The following is a 17,974-nucleotide window of genomic DNA, read 5'->3' as shown; positions in this document are numbered from 1 at the left end:
GCGCTGCCGCGGGGCCGCATCGGGAGCGGCACCGTGGAGCTCGACGCGGTGCCCGTCGCGGCTTCGGCCGGGAGGCCCGTGGTCGCGTGGTCCTGCCGCTCGAGTTCCACACGGAACCGGTCGGCGGTCGTGGCCGGCGCCGGCGTGCGCGGCTCCGTGGGCAGGACGACCGGTCCAGTGACGATGGTGAGCTCCGGTGCAGGGGTCGGGCCGCTGCGGAGCAGCGAGACGCTCTGCTCGGACACGCCGAGCACGAGGCGCTCCCCCTCGACGTCGACGACGACGACGCTCGCCTTGCCGCCGATCCCCTGACGACCGACGACCTCGACCGCGGCGGAGCGACGTCCGCGCGCCTTCGTCGCGGCTCCGAGACCGCCCTTCGTCGCACGGCGGTGCAGCACCCACATCAGGGCGAGCACGACGCCGAGCGACACGGCGACCCGGAGGGCCATCCAGAGGGTGTCCACGCGTCAGACCGTCTCGGCGACGTCGAGGATCTTCGTGATCCGGACCGCGTAGTCCTGGTCGACGACGACGACCTCGCCGTGGGCGATCAGCCGGCCGTTGAGCAGGACGTCCGCGGGGGCACCGGCACTGCGGTCCAGCTCGACCACGGCACCGGGCTCCATGCCGAGCACGTCGCGCACCGACATCCGGGTCCGGCCGATCTCGACCGTCAGGGTCATCTCGACGTTGTTGATGCGGCCGAGGTTCCCGGCGGGGACCGCGCCGGCGGCGACCGGAGCCGACACCGTGCCGTTCTCGCGGACGCGGAGGCCGAACCAGCCGCCGGGGACCCCGCCCGCGGTGAGCTCGAAGACGACCGTCTCCGGGTCCGCGAACAGCGACGCGGCCGACTCGCGGCGGGCGTCCCCGAGCACGCCGACGCCGAGCACGGAGGCCGCGGCCTCGAGCGACGGGCGCAGCACGTCGGTGACGTCGACCAGGCCGGCGTCCGCGCCGCCGGCGGCGACGACGGAACCGAGGTCGGTGAGGACCAGCGCGAGGTCCGCGGAGAGCCCGCCGACGAAGGACGCGACCACGCCGTCGACCGCCGCCTCGAGGACGACCGGGGTCGCGCCTCCCGGCAGGGGCAGGGCGGTCAGGGGTGCCGCCGTCGGGAGCTGGGCCGCGAGCGACTCGGCCGCGGTGGCGTGGAGGGTGGTGGTGGCGCTCATGCGTGCTGCTCCGGATCGGTGGTGGTGACGACGATGCCGGCCAGGCGCGAGCCGTTCGCGCCGACGGCGGCGGTGCCGACGGGCTCGCCGTCGACCGCGATGGTGAGGGGACGGTGCTGCGGGTGCGGCAACGGCAGGACGTCGCCGACGGCCAACCGGAGCACCTGCGTGGGCAGCACGGCGGCGGGCGCGAAGTGCAGGCTGACGCCGACCGGGACGCTCGCGAGCTGGGCGTCGAGCAGGGCGCGGGCGTCGGCCGCCGAGACGCTCGTCGTGTCCTCGCCGAGCTGCGGGAGCACCGCCTCGGCGGGCAGCGCGAGCGTGCCGGGGGCGACCCGGTCGCCGACCCGGATCGAGAACGCGGCGACGATCATCAGGTCGCCCTTCTGCGCGGCCTGGGCGAACTGGCTGTTGAACTGGAACCCGCCGGTCGTGACCTCGTGCGCGAGGAGCCCGCCGAACGAGTAGCGGAGGTCGTCGAGGGCGTCCTCGACGATCTTCCGCACGAGCGCCTGCTCGATCGGGGTGAAGGTGCGCTCCGGGGTCGGCAGCGGCTTCGAGGCGCCGAGGGCGTGCGACACCCACGTGAGCGCGGCGTCGAGCGGGACCTGGAGCACACCCTTCGGTGCGGTGTCGGCGATCGGCAGCAGGACCATGCCGGTCAGCGCCGGCAGGGACGCGGCGTACTCGTCGTACGTCGTCATCGAGACCTGCTCGCAGGTGACCTGACTGACGGCACGCACCTTCGCGGTGAGCTGCGTGCCCCACTGCCGTGCGAACGTCTCGAAGGCGAGCTCGAGGACCCGTGCGTGCTCGCGGGCGAGCGTCGACGGGCGCGCGAAATCGTACACCTCGGGCGCGGGCAGGGTCTCGGTCACGGGTGCGTCTGTCGGCCGACGACGGGCAGGCGTCAGCGCTGTGCCCCGTTCTGGGGCGTCGGGGTCTATCCCTGTCGTGCTCCGTCCTGTGCCGTCGCGAGGGCCGGCATCAGCTCGCTGACGTCCTGGTCCTGGTTCGACAGCACCACGATGTCGACCCGTCGGTTCAACGTGTTGTCCGCGTCGCTGGCACCCTTGGCGAGCGGGCGGCTCGAGCCGAACCCGACGCTCTGCACGTGGTCCGCCGGCATCCCGCCGCGCTCGACCAGGTCACGGAGCACCCCGGTGGCGCGGGCGGCACTGAGCTCCCAGTTCGTCGCGTACGGGGCGGTGGAGTTCCGCTGGTCGGCGTGGCCCTCGACGCTGACGTCGTGCCCGCTGGTCTTCAGGACCGGGGCGATGGCGTCCATGATCCGGCGGGCCTGGTCGGACAGGTCGGCGCTGTTCGTCGCGAAGTAGGTCTCGCTGCCGACGAGCCGGACGGTCAGACCGCGGTCGTCGACCGCGAACTGCACCTTCGACGACTCCCCCGCCTGGTCGAGGTTCCCCTGGATGGCCGCCTCGATGGCCTTGAGGTCGTCGAGCTCCCGCTGCGCCGCTGCCAGGTCGGCCTTCGACGCCACCGGCGGCACCGCCGTCGACGCCGGGTCGACGTTCGTGTCGTCGGCGCCGGACGCGGCGGTCGAGTGGTCGGCGTCGGACTTGTCCGTCGCGTACCCCTTGCCGTCCTTCGTCACCTGGGACTTCGAGACGATCGTGCCCGACGCGGTGTCCACCTTCCCGGACTTGACCTCGCCGAAGCCCGTCGCGAGCGAGTTCTTCAGCGCGATGTACTTCTCCTGGTCCACCGACGACATGGCGAAGAGCACGAGGAACATGCACATGAGCACCGTGATCATGTCCATGTACGACGCCATCCAGCGCTCGTCGGGGTGCTCGGCCTCGTCCTGGCCGCCCTTCTTCCGACCGCGCCCGCGCCCGCGGGGGTTCGCGCTCACGGTCAGGCCGCCAGCTGCTGGTCGTCGGCGGTGGCCTTGGCGGCCTTCCCGCCCTTGCCAACGGCACCGCGTGCGGCGGGCGGCACCATCGCGGTGAGGCGCTCACCGAGCAGTCGGGGCTGACTGCCGGCCTGCACCGCGAGCAGCCCCTCCATCAGCAGGGTCTGCCGGTCGGCCTCGAGTTGCGCGAGCTTGCGGAGCTTGCCGCCGAACGGCAGCCAGAGGAAGTTCGCGGTCAGCAGGCCCCAGAGCGTCGCGACGAACGCGCTCGCGATGAGCGGGCCGAGCTCGTCGGGCTTGCCGAGGTTCGCCAGGACGTGGGTCAGCGAGACGACCGTGCCGATGATGCCGACCGTCGGGGCGAAGCCGCCCAGGCCCATGAAGAACGCGCTGGCGCTCCGCATCGGTGCGGCGTTCGACTCGATCTCGTCCTCGAGCAGGATCCGGAGCTCGTCGCCGTCGGTGCCGTCGGCGATGTTCTGCAGGGCCTTCTTCATGAACGGGTCGTCGTGCTTGTCGGCCTCCTGCTCGAGCGCGAGCAGGCCGTTGGCCCGAGCGGTCTCGGCGAGCCCGACGACGTCGTCGATGACGGTCTGCGGCGGGGTCACCTTGCCGGTGAACGCCTTCGGGACGGTCTTGAAGGCGGCGAGGGCGTCCTTCATGGTCGTGCTCGCGACACCGCAGCCGATGGTGGCGACGAAGACGAGGAGCATCGGCGCGGGCAGGAAGAGGCCCGCCATCTCGACGTGCTCCATCTGCGCCATGCCGAACAGGGCGCCGAAGGCGAGGAGGATCCCGACGATCGTTGCGATGTCCACGTCAGCGACCCCCGTCCCGGCGACTGGCAGCGACGAGCGGTGCGACCGGAGCGAGGGTGGGCTGCGGGCCGGTCGCGTTCGTCGCGGTGTCGGTGCCGTAGGCCATGCCGACGATCCGCGCACGGTAGGCGGCGACCAGGCCGATGACGTCGGCCATGGACTCGCGCACGATGTACTTGGCGCCGTCGACCATGATGAGCGTCGTGTCCGGCGTCTCCTGGATGCGCTCCACGAGGTCGGGGTTGACAGCGAATGCGCTGCCGTTGAGTCGTGTGACGACGATCATGGCCCGTCCTGGTTCTCGATCGTCCCGCCGCCGTCCGTGGGGCGGGATGCAGACCCGTCCGTGGGTGTGCAGCGGTGACTATCGGCGATCGGCCGAGCGGCGTTAGCGCGACGTCCACTGCGGGGGACACCCGTCGCGCAACTTCTCATGGACGAGTTATTCCCGATCTGATCCTGCGAGAACGCCGGGATCCATCCCCGGTTTTATCTCATGAGCGTGTTACCGTGACGACCATGTCCGACACCACAACCGTCGTCACGCCCGCCGAGCCGGCCGGCACCTCCCCCGCCGCTCCGCTGCGCGAGGTCGGCGCCCTGATCCGGGGCGCCCGCAAGGGCCGCAGCATGACCCAGTCCCAGCTCGCCGAACGCGTCGGGACGAGCCAGAGTGCGATCAACCGCATCGAGCAGGGCGGCCAGAACCTGTCGCTCGAGATGCTCACGCGCATCAGCGACGCCCTCGACCAGCAGATCGTGTCCATCGGCGGCGCCCCGCAGCGCGCGCACCTGCGCGTGCAGGGCGGGCGGAAGCTCAGCGGCTCCATCGCGGTGAACTCGAGCAAGAACGCCGCGGTCGCGCTGCTCTGCGCGTCGCTGCTGAACCGTGGTGTCACCCGCCTCCACAAGGTCGCCCGCATCGTCGAGGTCGACCGCATCATCGACGTGCTCCGCAGCCTCGGCGCGACCGTCACGTGGTCCGAGGACGGCGAGGTGCTCGAGATCGTCGCGCCGTCGGACCTGCACCTCGACGCGATCGACGCCGACGCGGCGCGCCGCACCCGCAGCGTGCTCATGTTCCTCGGCCCGCTCAGCGGCCGCTACGGCTCGTTCCGCCTGCCCTACGCCGGCGGCTGTGACCTCGGCACCCGCACGGTGGAGCCGCACCTCATCGCGCTCCGCCCGTTCGGGGTCGACGTCGAAGCCACCTCCGGCTGGTACGAGGTCGACGTGGCGAACACCGAGGTGCCGACGAAGTCCGTCGTGCTGACCGAGCGCGGCGACACCGTCACCGAGAACGCGATCCTCGCCGCGGCCGCTCGCGACGGCGTCACGACGATCCGGAACGCCAGCCCGAACTACATGGTGCAGGACCTCTGCTTCTTCCTCGAGCTCCTCGGGGTGCAGGTCGAGGGCATCGGCTCGACGACGCTCCGCATCACCGGGAAGAGCCGGATCGACGAGGTCGTCGACTACTGGCCGAGCGAGGACCCGGTCGAGGCGATGAGCCTGCTGACCGCCGGCATCGTCACCGAGTCCACCCTCACGGTGACCCGTGCGCCGATCGAGTTCCTCGAGATCGAGCTCGCGACCCTGGCCGAGATGGGCCTGCGCTTCGACGTCAGCGAGGAGTACGCCGCCGCGAACGGTCGCACCCGCCTCGTCGACATCACGGTGCACCCGTCCGAGCTGCACGCACCGATCGACAAGATCCACGCGATGCCGTTCCCCGGCCTGAACATCGACAACCTGCCGTTCTTCGTCGTCATCGCGGCGATGGCCGAGGGCACCACGCTCGTGCACGACTGGGTGTACGAGGGTCGGGCGATCCACCTGCTCGACCTGACCCGCCTGGGCGCGACCGTGACCCTGCGCGACCCCCACCGTCTCGACGTCACCGGTCCGACGCACTTCTCGGGTGCCGAGGTCAGCTGTCCGCCGGCGCTGCGACCCGCCGTCGTCATCCTGCTGGCGATGCTCGCGGCGAAGGGCGAGAGCGTCCTGCGCAACGTCGGCATCATCGCCCGCGGCTACGAGCAGCTGCAGGAGCGCCTCAACTCGCTCGGTGCATCCATCGAGACGTTCCACGACTGATCCCACAGCGCCACCTCGGCGACCCCGCCGGTCGCCGCACCCGACGGCCCGTCCCCGCAAGTGGGGACGGGCCGTCACCCGTCGCGGAGAACGCACCGGAGCCTCCAGGGCGTCTGCCAGACGGGACGGACCCACGATCCAGACGCCAGGTGCTGCATGGGGGCATGGCCACGAGATCGCTCCTGACCGTCCCCCTCGTCCTCACCGTGGCGACCGCGACCGTCGCATGGGTCGCGCTCGGCCCGGCAGCAGCTCTTGCCTTCGGCGCGCTCGCCCTGCTCGAGATCGCCATGGCCGCCGACTCGTCGGTCCCGATGGCGGGCATCGCAGGGCGCCTGCACTCCCCGGCGCGACGGCTCTTCCTGTCGATCGGCATCGTCGCCGGTGTGCTCGCGATGCGCCTGGTCCTGCCACCCGCGGCCGTCGCCGTCGGCGGGGCGACGGACCCCGCGTCAGCCGTCGACGAGGCTGTCTTCGCCCCCGGGTCCTTCTCGGCACACCTCGCCGAGGTCCGGCCCGCGCTGGCCGCCTTCGGCGCAGCGTTCATCTGGTCGGTGTTCGCCGAGTACCTGTTCAACACCGACCGCCTGTCACGGCGGTCCTGGCTGGGCGGTCTGGAGGCACGGCTCGCCCGGGTCGCGCGGCCGCGCGCCTGGTCCGTGGTCACCGCTGCGACCGGCGTGCTCGGCACGACCGTCCTGGTCGGACGGCAGGACGCGTGGACGCCGGACGCTGTGCTGCCGGTCGCCGTCGGCGGCGCGGCCGGCGTCGGCGCGTACCTCGTGTCCAAGCGGATCGCGCGGTGGGCGCTGCGGGGCGTGGACGGCACGGACACCGGGTCGGTCGGCACGCGCGGCGCGTGGCGGGTGCACGCCTACGCCTCGACGGTGGTCTTCGAGCGCGGCCTCGTGGTCTTCATGCTGTTCGAGATCCTGGACGGCGTGTACAGCCTGTCGGGGTCGGGTCTGCTCGGCGCCGACGGACTCGGTGCGCTCGAGCAGGCCGCACTCGCGGTCACTGCCATCGCCGTCGGCGCAGTCTTCCTCGCCCGGACGACCTCGCACCTGGACCAGGCGGCGACGCTCAAGCGCCTCCGGTACCTGAAGGCAGGGGCCGCGTACGTCCTGGGGGTCCTCGCGGTCCTCCTCTGGACCAGCCTGCTCGTCCCGGTCCCCGGGACGGTCGTGGCCTGGTTCGGCACCGTCGTGATCGGTCTCGCGCTGGCCAGCTCGCTGCCGTGGCGGGCGTGGGCACGACGGGCCCGGCGGCGGACGCTGGCCGGCTGACGCGATCGCACTCCGTAGCGCCCTGGGTGCACGCTCAGCGCGGCTGCCCGGTGTCCCGGGCGCGCTGACGGTTCCGGTCAGCATGCTGAGCGGCATGAGCGCACCCCTGGACCCGCGGACGGGGCGGTCCCGCCGCTACCGTCACCGCCTCGTGCTGATGGTCGCGGTCGGGGTCGTCGTCGCGGTCGTCACGGCGCTGACCGCCGGGCCCCGCTGGGCTGCCTCGGTCGGCTGGGCCGCGGCGTGTGCCGTCTACGTCGTCACCGCTTTCCCGCTGCTCCGCGCCGACGCCGACCGCACAGCGCGGTGGGCGGCTCGCGAGGACCCGAAGCGGACGACGTCGGACCTGCTGCTCGTCGGTGCCTCGGGAGCGAGCGTCGTCGCGATCCTCGTCGTGCTGAGCACCGCTCGCGGGCTGCACGGCACGGCGCAGGACCTGGCCGCCGCCCTCGGTGTCGTGAGCGTCCTGCTGTCCTGGCTGCTCGTGCAGACGCTCTTCACGCTGCGGTACGCCGAGCTCTACTACAGCGGGACGCCCGGCGGGGTGGACTTCAACCAGCCGGAACCACCGCGGTACACGGACTTCGCGTACTTCGCCGTCACGGTCGGCATGACCTACCAGGTGTCGGACACCACGATCACGTCGAGCACCATCCGGGCGACGACCCTGCGGCACGCGCTCCTGTCGTTCTTCTTCGGCACGGTGGTGATCGCCAGCGTGATCAACCTGGTCGCGGGGTTGGGAAGCTGAGTCGGGCTCCCAGGGTGCATCCGTCCCCACGAGCGGTCGGTCGGAGCGGGGCCGTGGTGCTGCGCGTCCGGGGCGCTCCGGTCCCGAGCGGTGGTGGAGCCGGGCGGCTGACCGACGCAGCCGGCCAGCAGGACGACGGCCGCGGTGACCACGAGCGCGACCCCGAGCCGTCGGCGGCGATCCCGACTCATCGTGCTCCGTGCGCCAGCGACGCAGATCCGATCCCTCACACCGGAGCAGGCCGGCCGCCCCCGACGCGAAGGGGCCGGGCAGGACGCATCGGGCTCACAGGTACCGGCGGACATCCGACGCGAAGCGCGGTACGCCAGCGCGGCGGAGATCCTCCAGCACGTCGTCGATCGTGAGCGGTGGGTCGTCGTAGTCCTCCGCCAGCTCGAGCAGGACCCTCGTCACGACACCGGGGAACAGGTCGAGCTGGTCGAGCAGGAAGTCGTCCGGGTGCACGACCTCGACATCGAACGGTGCGATGGAAGCCTCCGGGAAGCCTCGGACGTCGAACGTCACGAGCACGTCGGCCTTCGCCCGGACGGCGGCGGCCAGGACGTGGCGGTCCTTCGGATCGCACGTCATCGCCGCTGTGAGCGCTTCGTACCCGGTCACCGTCGCGTCCGGGAAGAACCGCTGCATTGCCCTGATCCGGCTGCCGATCCGCGACGGGTCGACGCCCGCGCCGACGACGTTCCTCCGCACCTCGTCGAGGACCCCGTCAGACCACAGCGCTCGGAACGCTCCCGCATCCGCAAGCCGGAGCACCAGGTCGGTCAGCCGGATGCCGTAGAGGGTGCACGCGTCGAAGAAGGCGGGGAACGCCATCGGTCACGCTCCGGCTGAGGCCGCTTGCTGTCGCTCCAGCGCTTGCGTCCCGCGAGCCATCTCCCTGAGTGCAGCCCGTCGGCTGACGCGGAAGTCCTCCTGGAACGTCACGACGTCGCGGAGGAGGACCCTGCGATGACGACCGCGCTTGTCGAAGGGGATCGTGCCGTCCTCGAGGTACTTGATCAACGTCGGCCTCGAGACGCCGAGGAAGTCGGCAGCCTGTTGCGTGGTCATCTGCATGTCGTTCGGGGCGACCGTGACACCGCTCCCGTTGGCGAGAGCGTCCGCGACCTGCTCGAGGATCGCGAAGAGCTCCTCGGGGATCGGGCGCTCCGATCCGTCGGGAGCACGCAACGCCGCGCCCTTGTGCGGCTCCGCCGAACTCTCGTGGAGGAGCCGAGCGAAGTCGACGAGGTCATCCCTCGAGTCGTCGGTCGGCAGGTACGTGCGGGCTCCGGCGTTCCGGCTGCGGGGTGAGGTCGAGATCGCCATGGACCGATCGTATCCGCAAGAACCGAAAAGGTGCAGATCGACGTCGTGACCGGGGAAACCGACGAACCGGCCACAGGACGCGGATCGGGAAGGACTCGCAGTACCCGCGGCGTTGACTGACGCGTCCGACGAACCGCGAGGAGACACGTGCTCGGTCCAGAACTGGTGGTGGCCCTCGGGCTCGCCATCGCCGTGACGGCTGCCGTCGCCGACCGGATCAGGATCGCACCACCCGTGCTCCTGCTCGTCATCGGAGCGCTGCTCGCGTTCGTCCCCACGTTCGGACGGGTGGAGCTGCCCGCCGACGCGGTGCTGCTGCTGTTCCTCCCCGCGCTGCTCTACTGGGAGAGCCTGACCACCTCGCTCCGTGAGATCCGGAAGAACCTGCGCGGCATCGTCCTCATGGGCACGCTGCTCGTCGTGGTGACCGCCGGTGTCGTCGCCACGCTCCTGCACCTGCTCGGCATGCCGTGGGGTCCGGCCTGGGTGCTCGGCGCCGCGGTCGCACCCACCGACGCCACTGCCGTGGGGGTGCTCACGAAGATGCTGCCCCGCCGCAACGTCACGGTGCTGCGTGCGGAGAGCCTCGTCAACGACGGCACGACCCTGGTGGTCTACGGCATCGCGGTCGCCGTCACCGTCGGCACCCAGGAGCTCACGTTCTGGAACGTCTCCGGCATGCTCGTGCTCTCGTACGTCGGTGGGGTCGCGGCGGGGCTGCTCGCCGCATGGCTCGGCTCGCTCGTCCTCCGACGGGTCGACACGGTCGTGCTCGAGAACCTCGTGACGCTGCTCGTGCCGTTCGCGGCGTTCCTCGGTGCCGAGGCGGTCGGGGCGTCCGGGGTGCTCGCCGTCGTCGCCGCGGGCATCGTCGTGAGCCAGGTGGCGCCGAAGCTCGACCGGGCGGAGACCCGGCAGCAGGTCCGTGCGTTCTGGTCGTTCCTCACCTACCTGCTGAACGGTGCGCTGTTCGTGCTCGTCGGCATCGAGGCGATGGTCGCTGCCCGCGCGCTCGACGCCCGTGAACTCTGGACCGGGGTCGGCCTCGTGCTCGCGGTGTCCGTGGTGCTCGTCCTCGTCCGCTTCGCCTTCGAGGGCACGCTCGGCGGCACCGTCTGGCTCGTCACCCGGCGGTTCGGCGGCGAGCCCCGCGAGGGCCGCCGCGACCGGCTCGTGAGCGGCTTCGCCGGCTTCCGCGGTGCGGTCTCCCTGGCGATGGCCGTCGCCGTCCCGCGCACGCTCGAGTCGGGTGGTGCCTTCCCCGACCGCGACCTCATCGTCTTCGTGACCGCCGGCGTCGTCGTCGTGACCATCGTCGGCCAGGCCCTCGTGCTCCCCGCCGTCCTGCGTCGCGCGGCGCTGCCCGAGGACGAGTCCGTCGGCGAGGAACGACGCTACGCCGAGCGCACCGCGGTCGAGGAGGCGCTCGACGCCCTCCCCCGGTTGGCCAGGAAGGCAGGCGCCGACCGGGCGACGGTCGACCGCGTCCGGCGCGACCTCGAAGCCCACCTCGACGTCATCCAGGCGCGTGAGGAGGAGGACGAGGACCACCCGACCCTGCAACGCCACGACGCGACGGTCGCACTGGAGCTCGCCCTGGTACGGCACAAGGCCGCCACCCTGCTGCGGCTGCGGGACGACGACGAGATCGACGACGTGGTGCTCCGGCAGGTCCGCGCGGGCTACGACGCCGAGGAGGCGCGGCTCGAGGGGTCGACGCCGGCCTGAGCCCGCCCCAGGATTGCTCCCGTCACCGCCGACGAACGCAACGACGAAGCGCCCGAGTCAGCTTCCGTAGTGACGCACCGTCGCCCGGATCGCCTCCGCGTGCTCGTAGATCCCGTCCATGCCGTCGATGGCGTGCTTGGTCTCCACCTTGTCTTCGTCGAAGAGCCCGAGGTACTTCTGCTTCTTGCCGTTGAACCAGAGGCGTGCAATGGGTTTGCGGTTGTTGTCATCCAGGAGTACTGCGAAGTACGACTTCTGGTCTCGGTGCGCAATGCGGTCCGGCTTCACTTCGCTGCAAGCGATCGCCTTGACGATCTGGTACCCCTCGAGCTCCTCGAGCGTCGTTTCGATCTCCGTCTCGCGGTCGAGGTCCTCCTCAGCGACTGCGGCACTCGTCAATGCAGCAGCCGGGGCCTCGGGTTGCATCGGCGCACTGTAAGAAGCGCCGAGAGCGGTCTTCAAGCGGTCGTTCACCTGCTCGTTGAGGAACTGCTTCGATGCCTTCGAGACGAGGGTCTTGAACTGCGTTCGTGTCTCTTGTGTGAACCGCCCCTCGTACACACGGGAGGTGAAGAGGCGAACGAAGTCCTCATCTGGCTCCCGGAACTGCCCCGCGATTGCTCGCTTGATCGACCCGACGTACTTCAACTCCTCCGCCGCGCTGATGACCGAATCGAGGTCGAAGACGTCCTTCGTCAGCTTGCTCAGCTCCGGGAGGAGTGTCTCGTCGATGTCCGCGAGGTCGAGGACGAGGAAGGGGCGGTCGTCCATCTTGTTGGGGGCGTCGAGGTCGGTGTAGAAGTTGTAGACCTCTCCGTTCGTCAGAACGGCGATGCGCGCATTCGTGACGGAGAAGTAGCGGAACAGCTGCGAAGCGTGCTCGATCTTCAGTGGTTCAGTCGACTTCTTGCACTCGATGAGGATCTGCACCTCACCGTCGCGCATGATCGCGTAGTCGACCTTCTCACCACGCTTCACTCCGACATCGGCCGTGAACTCGGGTACCACCTCGAGCGGGTTGAACACGTCGTAACCGAGGATGGTCGAGATGAACGGCATCACGAACGCGTTCTTCGTCGCTTCCTCGGTCTGGATGGCTTCTCGCTGGTTCTGCACCTTGGTCGCGAGCGCTGCAAGACGTTCTTCGAACTCCACTGTTCCTCCTCGGTCGAGCTCAGCGTAATTGAGCAATCGTCCTTCAAGTGGACCGCCGGTCCCCCTGTCCTGGGGACAAGCAACGGGCAGAGATGACGACCGAGGACTGAAGATCAGCACCGCGCTTCCGGCACCGTCTCCAAGCCGCCCTGCCGAACCAAGCGGCTGCGGAGACGATCATTCGCGGTTCCGTTGCGACAGGCGTCAACCGGTCGGGACCTGACCCGCTCGCAGCATCGCCCGCTCGAGCAGCTCGAGGTCGATACCCACGTGCCGGCGTGCCAGCACCCCGGCGTCGACCGGTCGGCCCGCACAGACGGCCTCGACGAGCCCCTCGTGCTCGTGCAGCGCGCGATCCTCCATCTCGGCCATGCCCTCGGCGGTACCCCACAGGTGCGCGGGCGCCGCGATGGACACCTGCGACTCGAGGTCGGCGAGCGCCGTGGCGAGCACCGCGTTGCCGGCCGCGTCGATGATCGTGCGGTGCAGCACGGCGTCCGCCTGCTGCTTCTCGAGCCCGGACGCCGCGGCGCGGAAGTCCTCGAGCCGGGTTCGCAGCGTCGCGCGTTCGTCGTCCGTGATCCGCTCGGCCGCGGCGGTGGCGAGGGCGCCGTGCAGCAGGGCGATCGCGTCGGTGGTGTCGCGGATGCCGGCCCAGCGGGCGAGCAACGTCCGGCCGACGGCGTCGGAGGACGAGTCGGGCCACTGCGAGCGGACGAAGGTGCCGCCGCCCCGGCCCCGGCGGGTCTCGAGCAGGCCCCGGTCGACCAGGCGGGCGAGGGCCGCGCGCACGGTGACGCGTCCGACCCCGAGGAGCACGGCCAGCTCCCGCTCGGGTGGGAGCCGTGAAGCGGGCAGGTACTCGCCGACCGCCACGGCGGTGACGAGCCGGTCCTCGACCTCGTCGACCCGGGTCTCCGTCGCGCGATCTGGCACTCCGCCCCCTCCTTGCGTTTCGTCCACGTTAAAGGACGAGAAAAGGTATTGCAGCGAACCTTTGCTGGGTCCATGCTGTGCGTCATGTCCCGCATCACCGAAGGCACGATGCCGTTCCAGGACGGCGAGACCTGGTACCGCGTCACCGAACCCGACGCTCCGACCCCCGGCGCGCTCCCCCTCGTGGTCCTGCACGGCGGCCCCGGCATGGCGCACGACTACCTCCGGAACCTCGCGGCCCTCGCCGACGAGACCGGTCGCACCGTCGTGCACCACGACCAGTTCGGCTGCGGCCGCAGCTCCCACCGCCCCGACGCACCGTCGGAGTACTGGACCCCGCAGCTCTTCGTGGACGAGTACACCGCCCTCGTCGCCCACCTCGGCCTCGGCGACCACCACGTCCTCGGCCAGTCGTGGGGCGGGATGCTCGGCTCCGAGATCGCCGTGCGGCAGCCGGAGCACCTGCGCTCCCTGGCGATCTGCAACTCCCCCGCGTCGATGCAGCTCTGGGTCGACGGCGCCGCCGAGCTCCGCGCACAGCTGCCCGAGGACGTGCAGGACGCCCTCACCCGGCACGAGCAGGACGGCACCGTCGACGACCCCGAGTACGTCGCCGCCACGCAGGTGTTCTACGAGCGCCACGTCTGCCGCGTCGTGCCGATGCCACAGGACTTCGTCGACTCCGAGGCCCAGATGGAGGCCGAGCCGACGGTCTACCACACGATGAACGGGCCGAACGAGTTCCACGTCATCGGCACGATGCGCGACTGGACCGTGATCGATCGGCTCGACCGCGTGTCCGTCCCGACCCTCGTCGTCGCCGGTGAACACGACGAAGCGACACCCGCCACCTGGCAGCCCTTCGTCGACCGCATCGCCGACGTCCGCCAGCACGTCTTCCCCGGGGCGAGCCACTGCTCGCACCTGGAGCAGCCCGTGGAGTTCCGCCGCGTGGTCGCGACGTTCCTCGCCGAGCACGACGGCCACGCACAGGGCGACCAGCCCACGGGCTGACCCGGCCCGGCCCACCAGGCCGACCACCCGTCGGACGGGAGGCGCGTCCTCACCCCCACCACGCGCCTCCCGTCCGACACCTCCCACCGGACCAGCGCGTCCCACCCCGCCACCGCGCCTCCCGTCCGTCATCCCCCTCCCACGCACCGTCTCCCCGAACGGAACCACGATGTCGCAGCAGCACAGCGAGCTCTCCGCGCAGCAGCAGCTCGAGGCCTACGGCTACAAGCAGGAGCTCAAGCGCTCCGTGTCCACCACCGACCTGCTCGTCTACGGGCTCGTCTTCATGGTGCCGATCGCCCCGTGGGCGATCTTCGGCACCGTCTACAACGCGTCGAGCGGCATGGTGCCGCTCGTCTACCTGGTCGGCCTCGTCGCGATGATCTTCACCGCGCTCGCGTACGCGCAGATGGCGAAGTCGATCCCCCTCGCCGGCAGCGTGTTCTCGTACGTCGGCCGCGGGATCCACCCCACCGCCGGCTTCTTCGCCGGGTGGGCGATCCTGCTCGACTACCTGCTCGTCCCGACGCTGCTCTACGTGTTCGCGGCCGAGAGCATGGTCGGCATCTTCCCCGGCACGCCCCGCTGGCTGTGGGCGCTCGTGTTCGTCGCGATCAACACCGTCATCAACCTGCTCGGTGTCTCGTCGTTGAAGCTGGCGAACCGCGTCTTCCTGCTCATCGAGCTCGTGTTCGTGGCGATCTTCGTCGTCATCGCGATCGTCGCGCTCACCGGTGGGACCGTGCCCGGCGCCTCGTTCAGCACCGACCAGGTGTGGGACCCGTCGAAGGTCTCAGCGCCGCTGATCGCCTCGGCGCTGTCGATCGCCGTGCTGAGCTTCCTCGGGTTCGACGGCATCTCCACCCTGTCCGAGGAGTCCACCGGCCGTCGTGGTGGAGCCGGGCTCGCGATGGTCCTGGCACTCGTCATCGTCGCGTTCCTGTTCGTGCTGCAGACGTGGCTCGCGTCGGCGCTGGCGGGCGGTCGTGACTCGTTCCCCGAGGGCGAGGCCGGGAACGCGTTCTTCACCATCGTCGAGCAGGCGTCGTCGAGCGGCTGGGCGACCGCGTTCTTCGCCGTCAACGTGCTCGCCGTCGGCATCGCGAACGCCATGGCCGCACAGGCCGCGACGAGCCGCCTGCTCTTCTCGATGAGCCGCGACCGGCAGCTGCCCGCGTTCCTGCACAAGCTCAACGGCCGGCTGGTCCCGCAGAACGCGATCATCGTCGTCTCGGTGCTCTCCGCGATCCTCGTGCTGTTCTTCGTCGGGCAGATCGACACCATCTCGTCACTGGTGAACTTCGGTGCACTGTTCGGCTTCATGCTCCTGCACGTGTCGGTGTTCGTGCACCACGTGGTGAAGGGGAAGTCGCGGAACTGGCTGCTGCACCTCGTCGTGCCGCTCATCGGGTTCCTGATCATCGGGTACGTCCTGCTCAACGCCGCCGTCGAGGCGAAGGTCGGCGGGATCGTCTGGCTCGTCGTCGGCGCCGCGGTGTTCCTGTACTACCGCCGGACCGGCCGCTCGACCGAGGTGGGGTCGGAGGAACCCGGCACACTGGGCGAGGGGTCCGTCGGCGGCCTCGACACCACCACCGAGAGGGGCCAGCGATGACCACCCCCGACCACCACCTGCCGAACACCCTGGGGCGGCCGGGGTTCTCCGCCGACCGCGAGCCCGTGCTCCGGATCACCCCGGGCACCGGCGAGACGATCGGCTTCGAGACCACGGACGCGGTCTACGCCGAGCTCGACGAGCACCACGATCTCGCGCAGCTGCAGGCATCGATCAACCCCGTCACCGGCCCGGTCTGGGTCGAGGGCGCCGAGCCCGGGGATACCCTCGCGGTGCACATCCACGACATCGAGCTGACGACCCACGGCTGGTCGGTGTCGCTGCCCGGGTCCGGTGCGCTCCAGCACGTCATGCCCGAGGGCGTCTTCGCCCGCCGCTGCCCCATCGAGGACGGCGTCGTGCACGTCACCGACCGGCACGCGTTCCCGGTCCGTCCGATGATCGGGTGCATCGGCGTCGCGCCGGCGTCCGGGACGAACTCGACGATCATGCCCGCGTACGCCGAGGGCGGGAACATGGACGTCACCGAGGCGCGACCCGGCTCGACCGTGTACCTGCCGGTGCGGGTACCGGGTGCCCTGCTGTCGATCGGGGACATCCACGCGATCATGGCCGAGGGCGAGTCGTCGTTCGTCGCGATCGAGGCGCAGGGCACCGCGATCGTCTCCGTCGACCTCGTGCAGGGCGAGCGGCCCCTCCGGGCACCGCGCATCGAGACCGACGACGCGTGGCTCTTCGTCGGACTCGGCGACCCGGTGCAGGAGAGCGTGCGGCGCGGGTACGAGGACGCGTTCTCCTGCCTGGTCGAGGACCACGGGTTCACCGCCGAGGACGCCTACGCCGTGCTCAGCGCGGTCGGCGACTCGAAGCTCGGCGGGCCGACCGGGTCCGGTGACCCGGACCCGCTGCACCCGTTCGCGGCGGTCGGGGCGGTGACGCTGCACCGGGTGCCGAAGGCGGTCCTGTAGCGGACCGTGCACGGGCCTGTGTGCGGCGGCAGCGCGCGGTGCTGCCGCACAACGCGGAGCAGCTCGCGCCACGGATCTCCGTGGCGCGAGCTGCTTCCGGTTGTGCGGAGGGTTCCGGACGGACGACGACGGCCGGGAGGCTCGTGGCGGGCCGCCCCGTGCCTCCCGTCCGGTGGGCGGTAAACTGCGCGACAGTGACACATCTCCCTGTGCAGTGACGAAGCGCTCTCCCCGCGCCACCCGTCCGGCCCTCCGCCGTCCGGAGGTGATTGCCTGCGCCCGCGAACGGGACTCCTCGACGGAGTCCCGACGGCCAGGCACACCCTCCCGACCCACAGGAAGACCCTCTGATGACCCACACACGCCCCGACACGGATCCGCGCGCCGCCCTTCGCCCCGACTGCACCCGTTGCGCCGCGCTCTGTTGCACCCTCCTCGGTTTCGCCCGATCGGCGGACTTCCCCGTCGACAAGCCCGCCGGAACGCCCTGCGGTGAGCTCGGCGTCGACTTCGCCTGCACCATCCACGACCGCCTCCGCCCTCGCGGCTTCCGAGGGTGCACCGTGTTCGAGTGCTCCGGCGCCGGTCAGCGCGTCACCCAGGACGTCTTCGGCGGCGTGTCCTGGCGAGCGCGTCCAGACCTGGCACCGGCGATGTCCGCCGCGTTCCCCGTGGTCCGGGTGCTGCACGAACTCGCCTGGTACCTGACCGAGGTCGCCGACCGGAGCTGGGACCCCGACACCGCGGACCGCGCCGCTGCCATGGCGGCCGACTGCATCGCGCGGTCCGGCGGTGACCCTGCCGCCCTCGCCGCGCTGGACCTCGGTGGACTCCGTCGCGCAGCCCTCCCCCTGCTCGACGCCCTGCGGGACGAGGCTCGTGCGCGGTTCGCAGCGGCGGACGAGCACGCCGAGGAACGCTCCCTGCCCGAGGACCTCGCCGGGCGTGACCTGCGGCGAGCGGTCCGACCTGGTTCGTCCCTGCGGAACGCGGTGCTCATCGGCTCGGACCTGCGGGGGACGGACCTGAGCGGCGTCGAGCTGCTCGGCGCGGACCTGCGCGGCGCACGCCTCGCCGGTGCCGATCTGTCCGGCGCCCTGCTCCTCGTGCAGTCGCAGGTCAACGCGGCGGACGGCGACGCACCTGTCGAGCGCGCAGCTCGGCATCACGCTGACGACGCTGCTGACCGGCTACCTGCTCGAGCCCTCGATCGCGACGCTGCTCGAGGCACCGTTCCTCGCGATGCAGCTGCCCGAGGCGGT

General features: G+C 70.9%; 17 protein-coding genes and 1 pseudogene. 8 read left to right on the top strand and 10 right to left on the bottom strand.

Annotated elements, in window-relative coordinates; all coding sequences use genetic code 11:
• From D8M35_RS10845 to D8M35_RS10820, 6 genes are all read right to left on the bottom strand, one after another.
• Positions 1-467: flagellar biosynthetic protein FliO (locus D8M35_RS10845; RefSeq protein WP_148113357.1), on the bottom strand; the 467-nt coding region annotated here is incomplete at its 3' end.
• A 3-nt stretch (positions 468-470) separates the two neighbouring features.
• Positions 471-1,178, bottom strand: coding sequence for a flagellar motor switch protein FliN (gene fliN, locus D8M35_RS10840; RefSeq protein ID WP_126891868.1), 708 nt, complete (start codon positions 1,176-1,178; stop codon positions 471-473).
• Positions 1,175-2,056: a flagellar motor switch protein FliM gene (locus D8M35_RS10835; protein WP_126891867.1), complete on the bottom strand. Its 882-nt coding sequence runs from the start codon at positions 2,054-2,056 to the stop codon at positions 1,175-1,177. Before D8M35_RS10835 ends, fliN begins: the two co-directional genes overlap by 4 nt.
• Positions 2,057-2,121: 65 nt before the next feature.
• Complete coding sequence (locus tag D8M35_RS10830) at positions 2,122-3,054, bottom strand: flagellar motor protein MotB (RefSeq protein WP_126891866.1); 933 nt, start codon at positions 3,052-3,054, stop codon at positions 2,122-2,124.
• 2 nt (positions 3,055-3,056) lie between these two features.
• A complete protein-coding gene (locus tag D8M35_RS10825; RefSeq protein ID WP_126891865.1) occupies positions 3,057-3,872 on the bottom strand; it encodes a motility protein A in 816 nt (271 codons plus the stop codon).
• Position 3,873: 1 nt separating this feature from the next.
• Complete coding sequence (locus D8M35_RS10820) at positions 3,874-4,158, bottom strand: flagellar FlbD family protein (RefSeq protein WP_126891864.1); 285 nt, start codon at positions 4,156-4,158, stop codon at positions 3,874-3,876.
• A 233-nt stretch (positions 4,159-4,391) separates the two neighbouring features.
• On the opposite strand from D8M35_RS10820, the gene D8M35_RS10815 reads away from it, so the two are divergent.
• From D8M35_RS10815 to D8M35_RS10805, 3 genes are all read left to right on the top strand, one after another.
• Positions 4,392-5,969 (top strand): UDP-N-acetylglucosamine 1-carboxyvinyltransferase, encoded by a 1,578-nt coding sequence (locus D8M35_RS10815; RefSeq protein WP_238638193.1) that lies wholly within the window; start codon positions 4,392-4,394, stop codon positions 5,967-5,969.
• A gap of 164 nt (positions 5,970-6,133) precedes the next feature.
• A complete protein-coding gene (locus D8M35_RS10810; RefSeq protein WP_126891863.1) occupies positions 6,134-7,255 on the top strand; it encodes a DUF475 domain-containing protein in 1,122 nt (373 codons plus the stop codon).
• A gap of 94 nt (positions 7,256-7,349) precedes the next feature.
• The gene (locus D8M35_RS10805) at positions 7,350-8,006 is read left to right on the top strand and encodes a DUF1345 domain-containing protein (protein ID WP_126891862.1); all 657 of its coding nucleotides are present in this window, start codon (positions 7,350-7,352) and stop codon (positions 8,004-8,006) included.
• 285 nt (positions 8,007-8,291) lie between these two features.
• Here the strand turns inward: D8M35_RS10805 and D8M35_RS10800 are convergent, their stop codons facing one another.
• On the bottom strand, positions 8,292-8,840 hold the full coding sequence (locus tag D8M35_RS10800) for a PIN domain-containing protein (RefSeq protein WP_126891861.1): 549 nt from the start codon (positions 8,838-8,840) through the stop codon (positions 8,292-8,294).
• A 3-nt stretch (positions 8,841-8,843) separates the two neighbouring features.
• Positions 8,844-9,335 (bottom strand): helix-turn-helix domain-containing protein, encoded by a 492-nt coding sequence (locus tag D8M35_RS10795; protein WP_126891860.1) that lies wholly within the window; start codon positions 9,333-9,335, stop codon positions 8,844-8,846.
• Positions 9,336-9,482: 147 nt separating this feature from the next.
• On the opposite strand from D8M35_RS10795, the gene D8M35_RS10790 reads away from it, so the two are divergent.
• On the top strand, positions 9,483-11,063 hold the full coding sequence (locus D8M35_RS10790; RefSeq protein WP_126891859.1) for a Na+/H+ antiporter: 1,581 nt from the start codon (positions 9,483-9,485) through the stop codon (positions 11,061-11,063).
• Positions 11,064-11,120: 57 nt separating this feature from the next.
• Here the strand turns inward: D8M35_RS10790 and D8M35_RS10785 are convergent, their stop codons facing one another.
• Both D8M35_RS10785 and D8M35_RS10780 read right to left on the bottom strand, forming a co-directional pair.
• The gene (locus D8M35_RS10785; protein WP_126891858.1) at positions 11,121-12,218 is read right to left on the bottom strand and encodes a type I restriction endonuclease; all 1,098 of its coding nucleotides are present in this window, start codon (positions 12,216-12,218) and stop codon (positions 11,121-11,123) included.
• Between the two features lie 204 nt (positions 12,219-12,422).
• Positions 12,423-13,154 carry a FadR/GntR family transcriptional regulator gene (locus D8M35_RS10780; protein ID WP_126891857.1) on the bottom strand — a complete coding sequence of 244 codons (732 nt, stop codon included), beginning with the start codon at positions 13,152-13,154 and terminating at the stop codon, positions 12,423-12,425.
• A gap of 84 nt (positions 13,155-13,238) precedes the next feature.
• On the opposite strand from D8M35_RS10780, the gene D8M35_RS10775 reads away from it, so the two are divergent.
• The 4 genes and pseudogenes from D8M35_RS10775 to D8M35_RS17255 all read left to right on the top strand — a co-directional run.
• On the top strand, positions 13,239-14,168 hold the full coding sequence (locus tag D8M35_RS10775; protein WP_238638192.1) for a proline iminopeptidase-family hydrolase: 930 nt from the start codon (positions 13,239-13,241) through the stop codon (positions 14,166-14,168).
• 169 nt (positions 14,169-14,337) lie between these two features.
• Positions 14,338-15,783, top strand: coding sequence for an APC family permease (locus tag D8M35_RS10770; RefSeq protein ID WP_238638191.1), 1,446 nt, complete (start codon positions 14,338-14,340; stop codon positions 15,781-15,783).
• Positions 15,780-16,712, top strand: a complete 933-nt coding sequence (locus D8M35_RS10765) for an acetamidase/formamidase family protein (RefSeq protein ID WP_126891855.1) — start codon at positions 15,780-15,782, stop codon at positions 16,710-16,712. Before D8M35_RS10770 ends, D8M35_RS10765 begins: the two co-directional genes overlap by 4 nt.
• A 350-nt stretch (positions 16,713-17,062) precedes the next feature.
• Positions 17,063-17,794 (top strand): annotated as a pseudogene (locus tag D8M35_RS17255) (pentapeptide repeat-containing protein); the annotation flags it as partial.
• Between the last annotated feature and the right edge of the window lie 180 nt (positions 17,795-17,974).

This window comes from Curtobacterium sp. HSID17257 (assembly GCF_003989515.1).
Taxonomy (GTDB): Bacteria; Actinomycetota; Actinomycetes; order Actinomycetales; family Microbacteriaceae; genus Curtobacterium.
The sequence above is the reverse complement of the archived record's forward strand: the minus strand, read 5'-3'. Positions and strand labels throughout refer to the sequence as shown.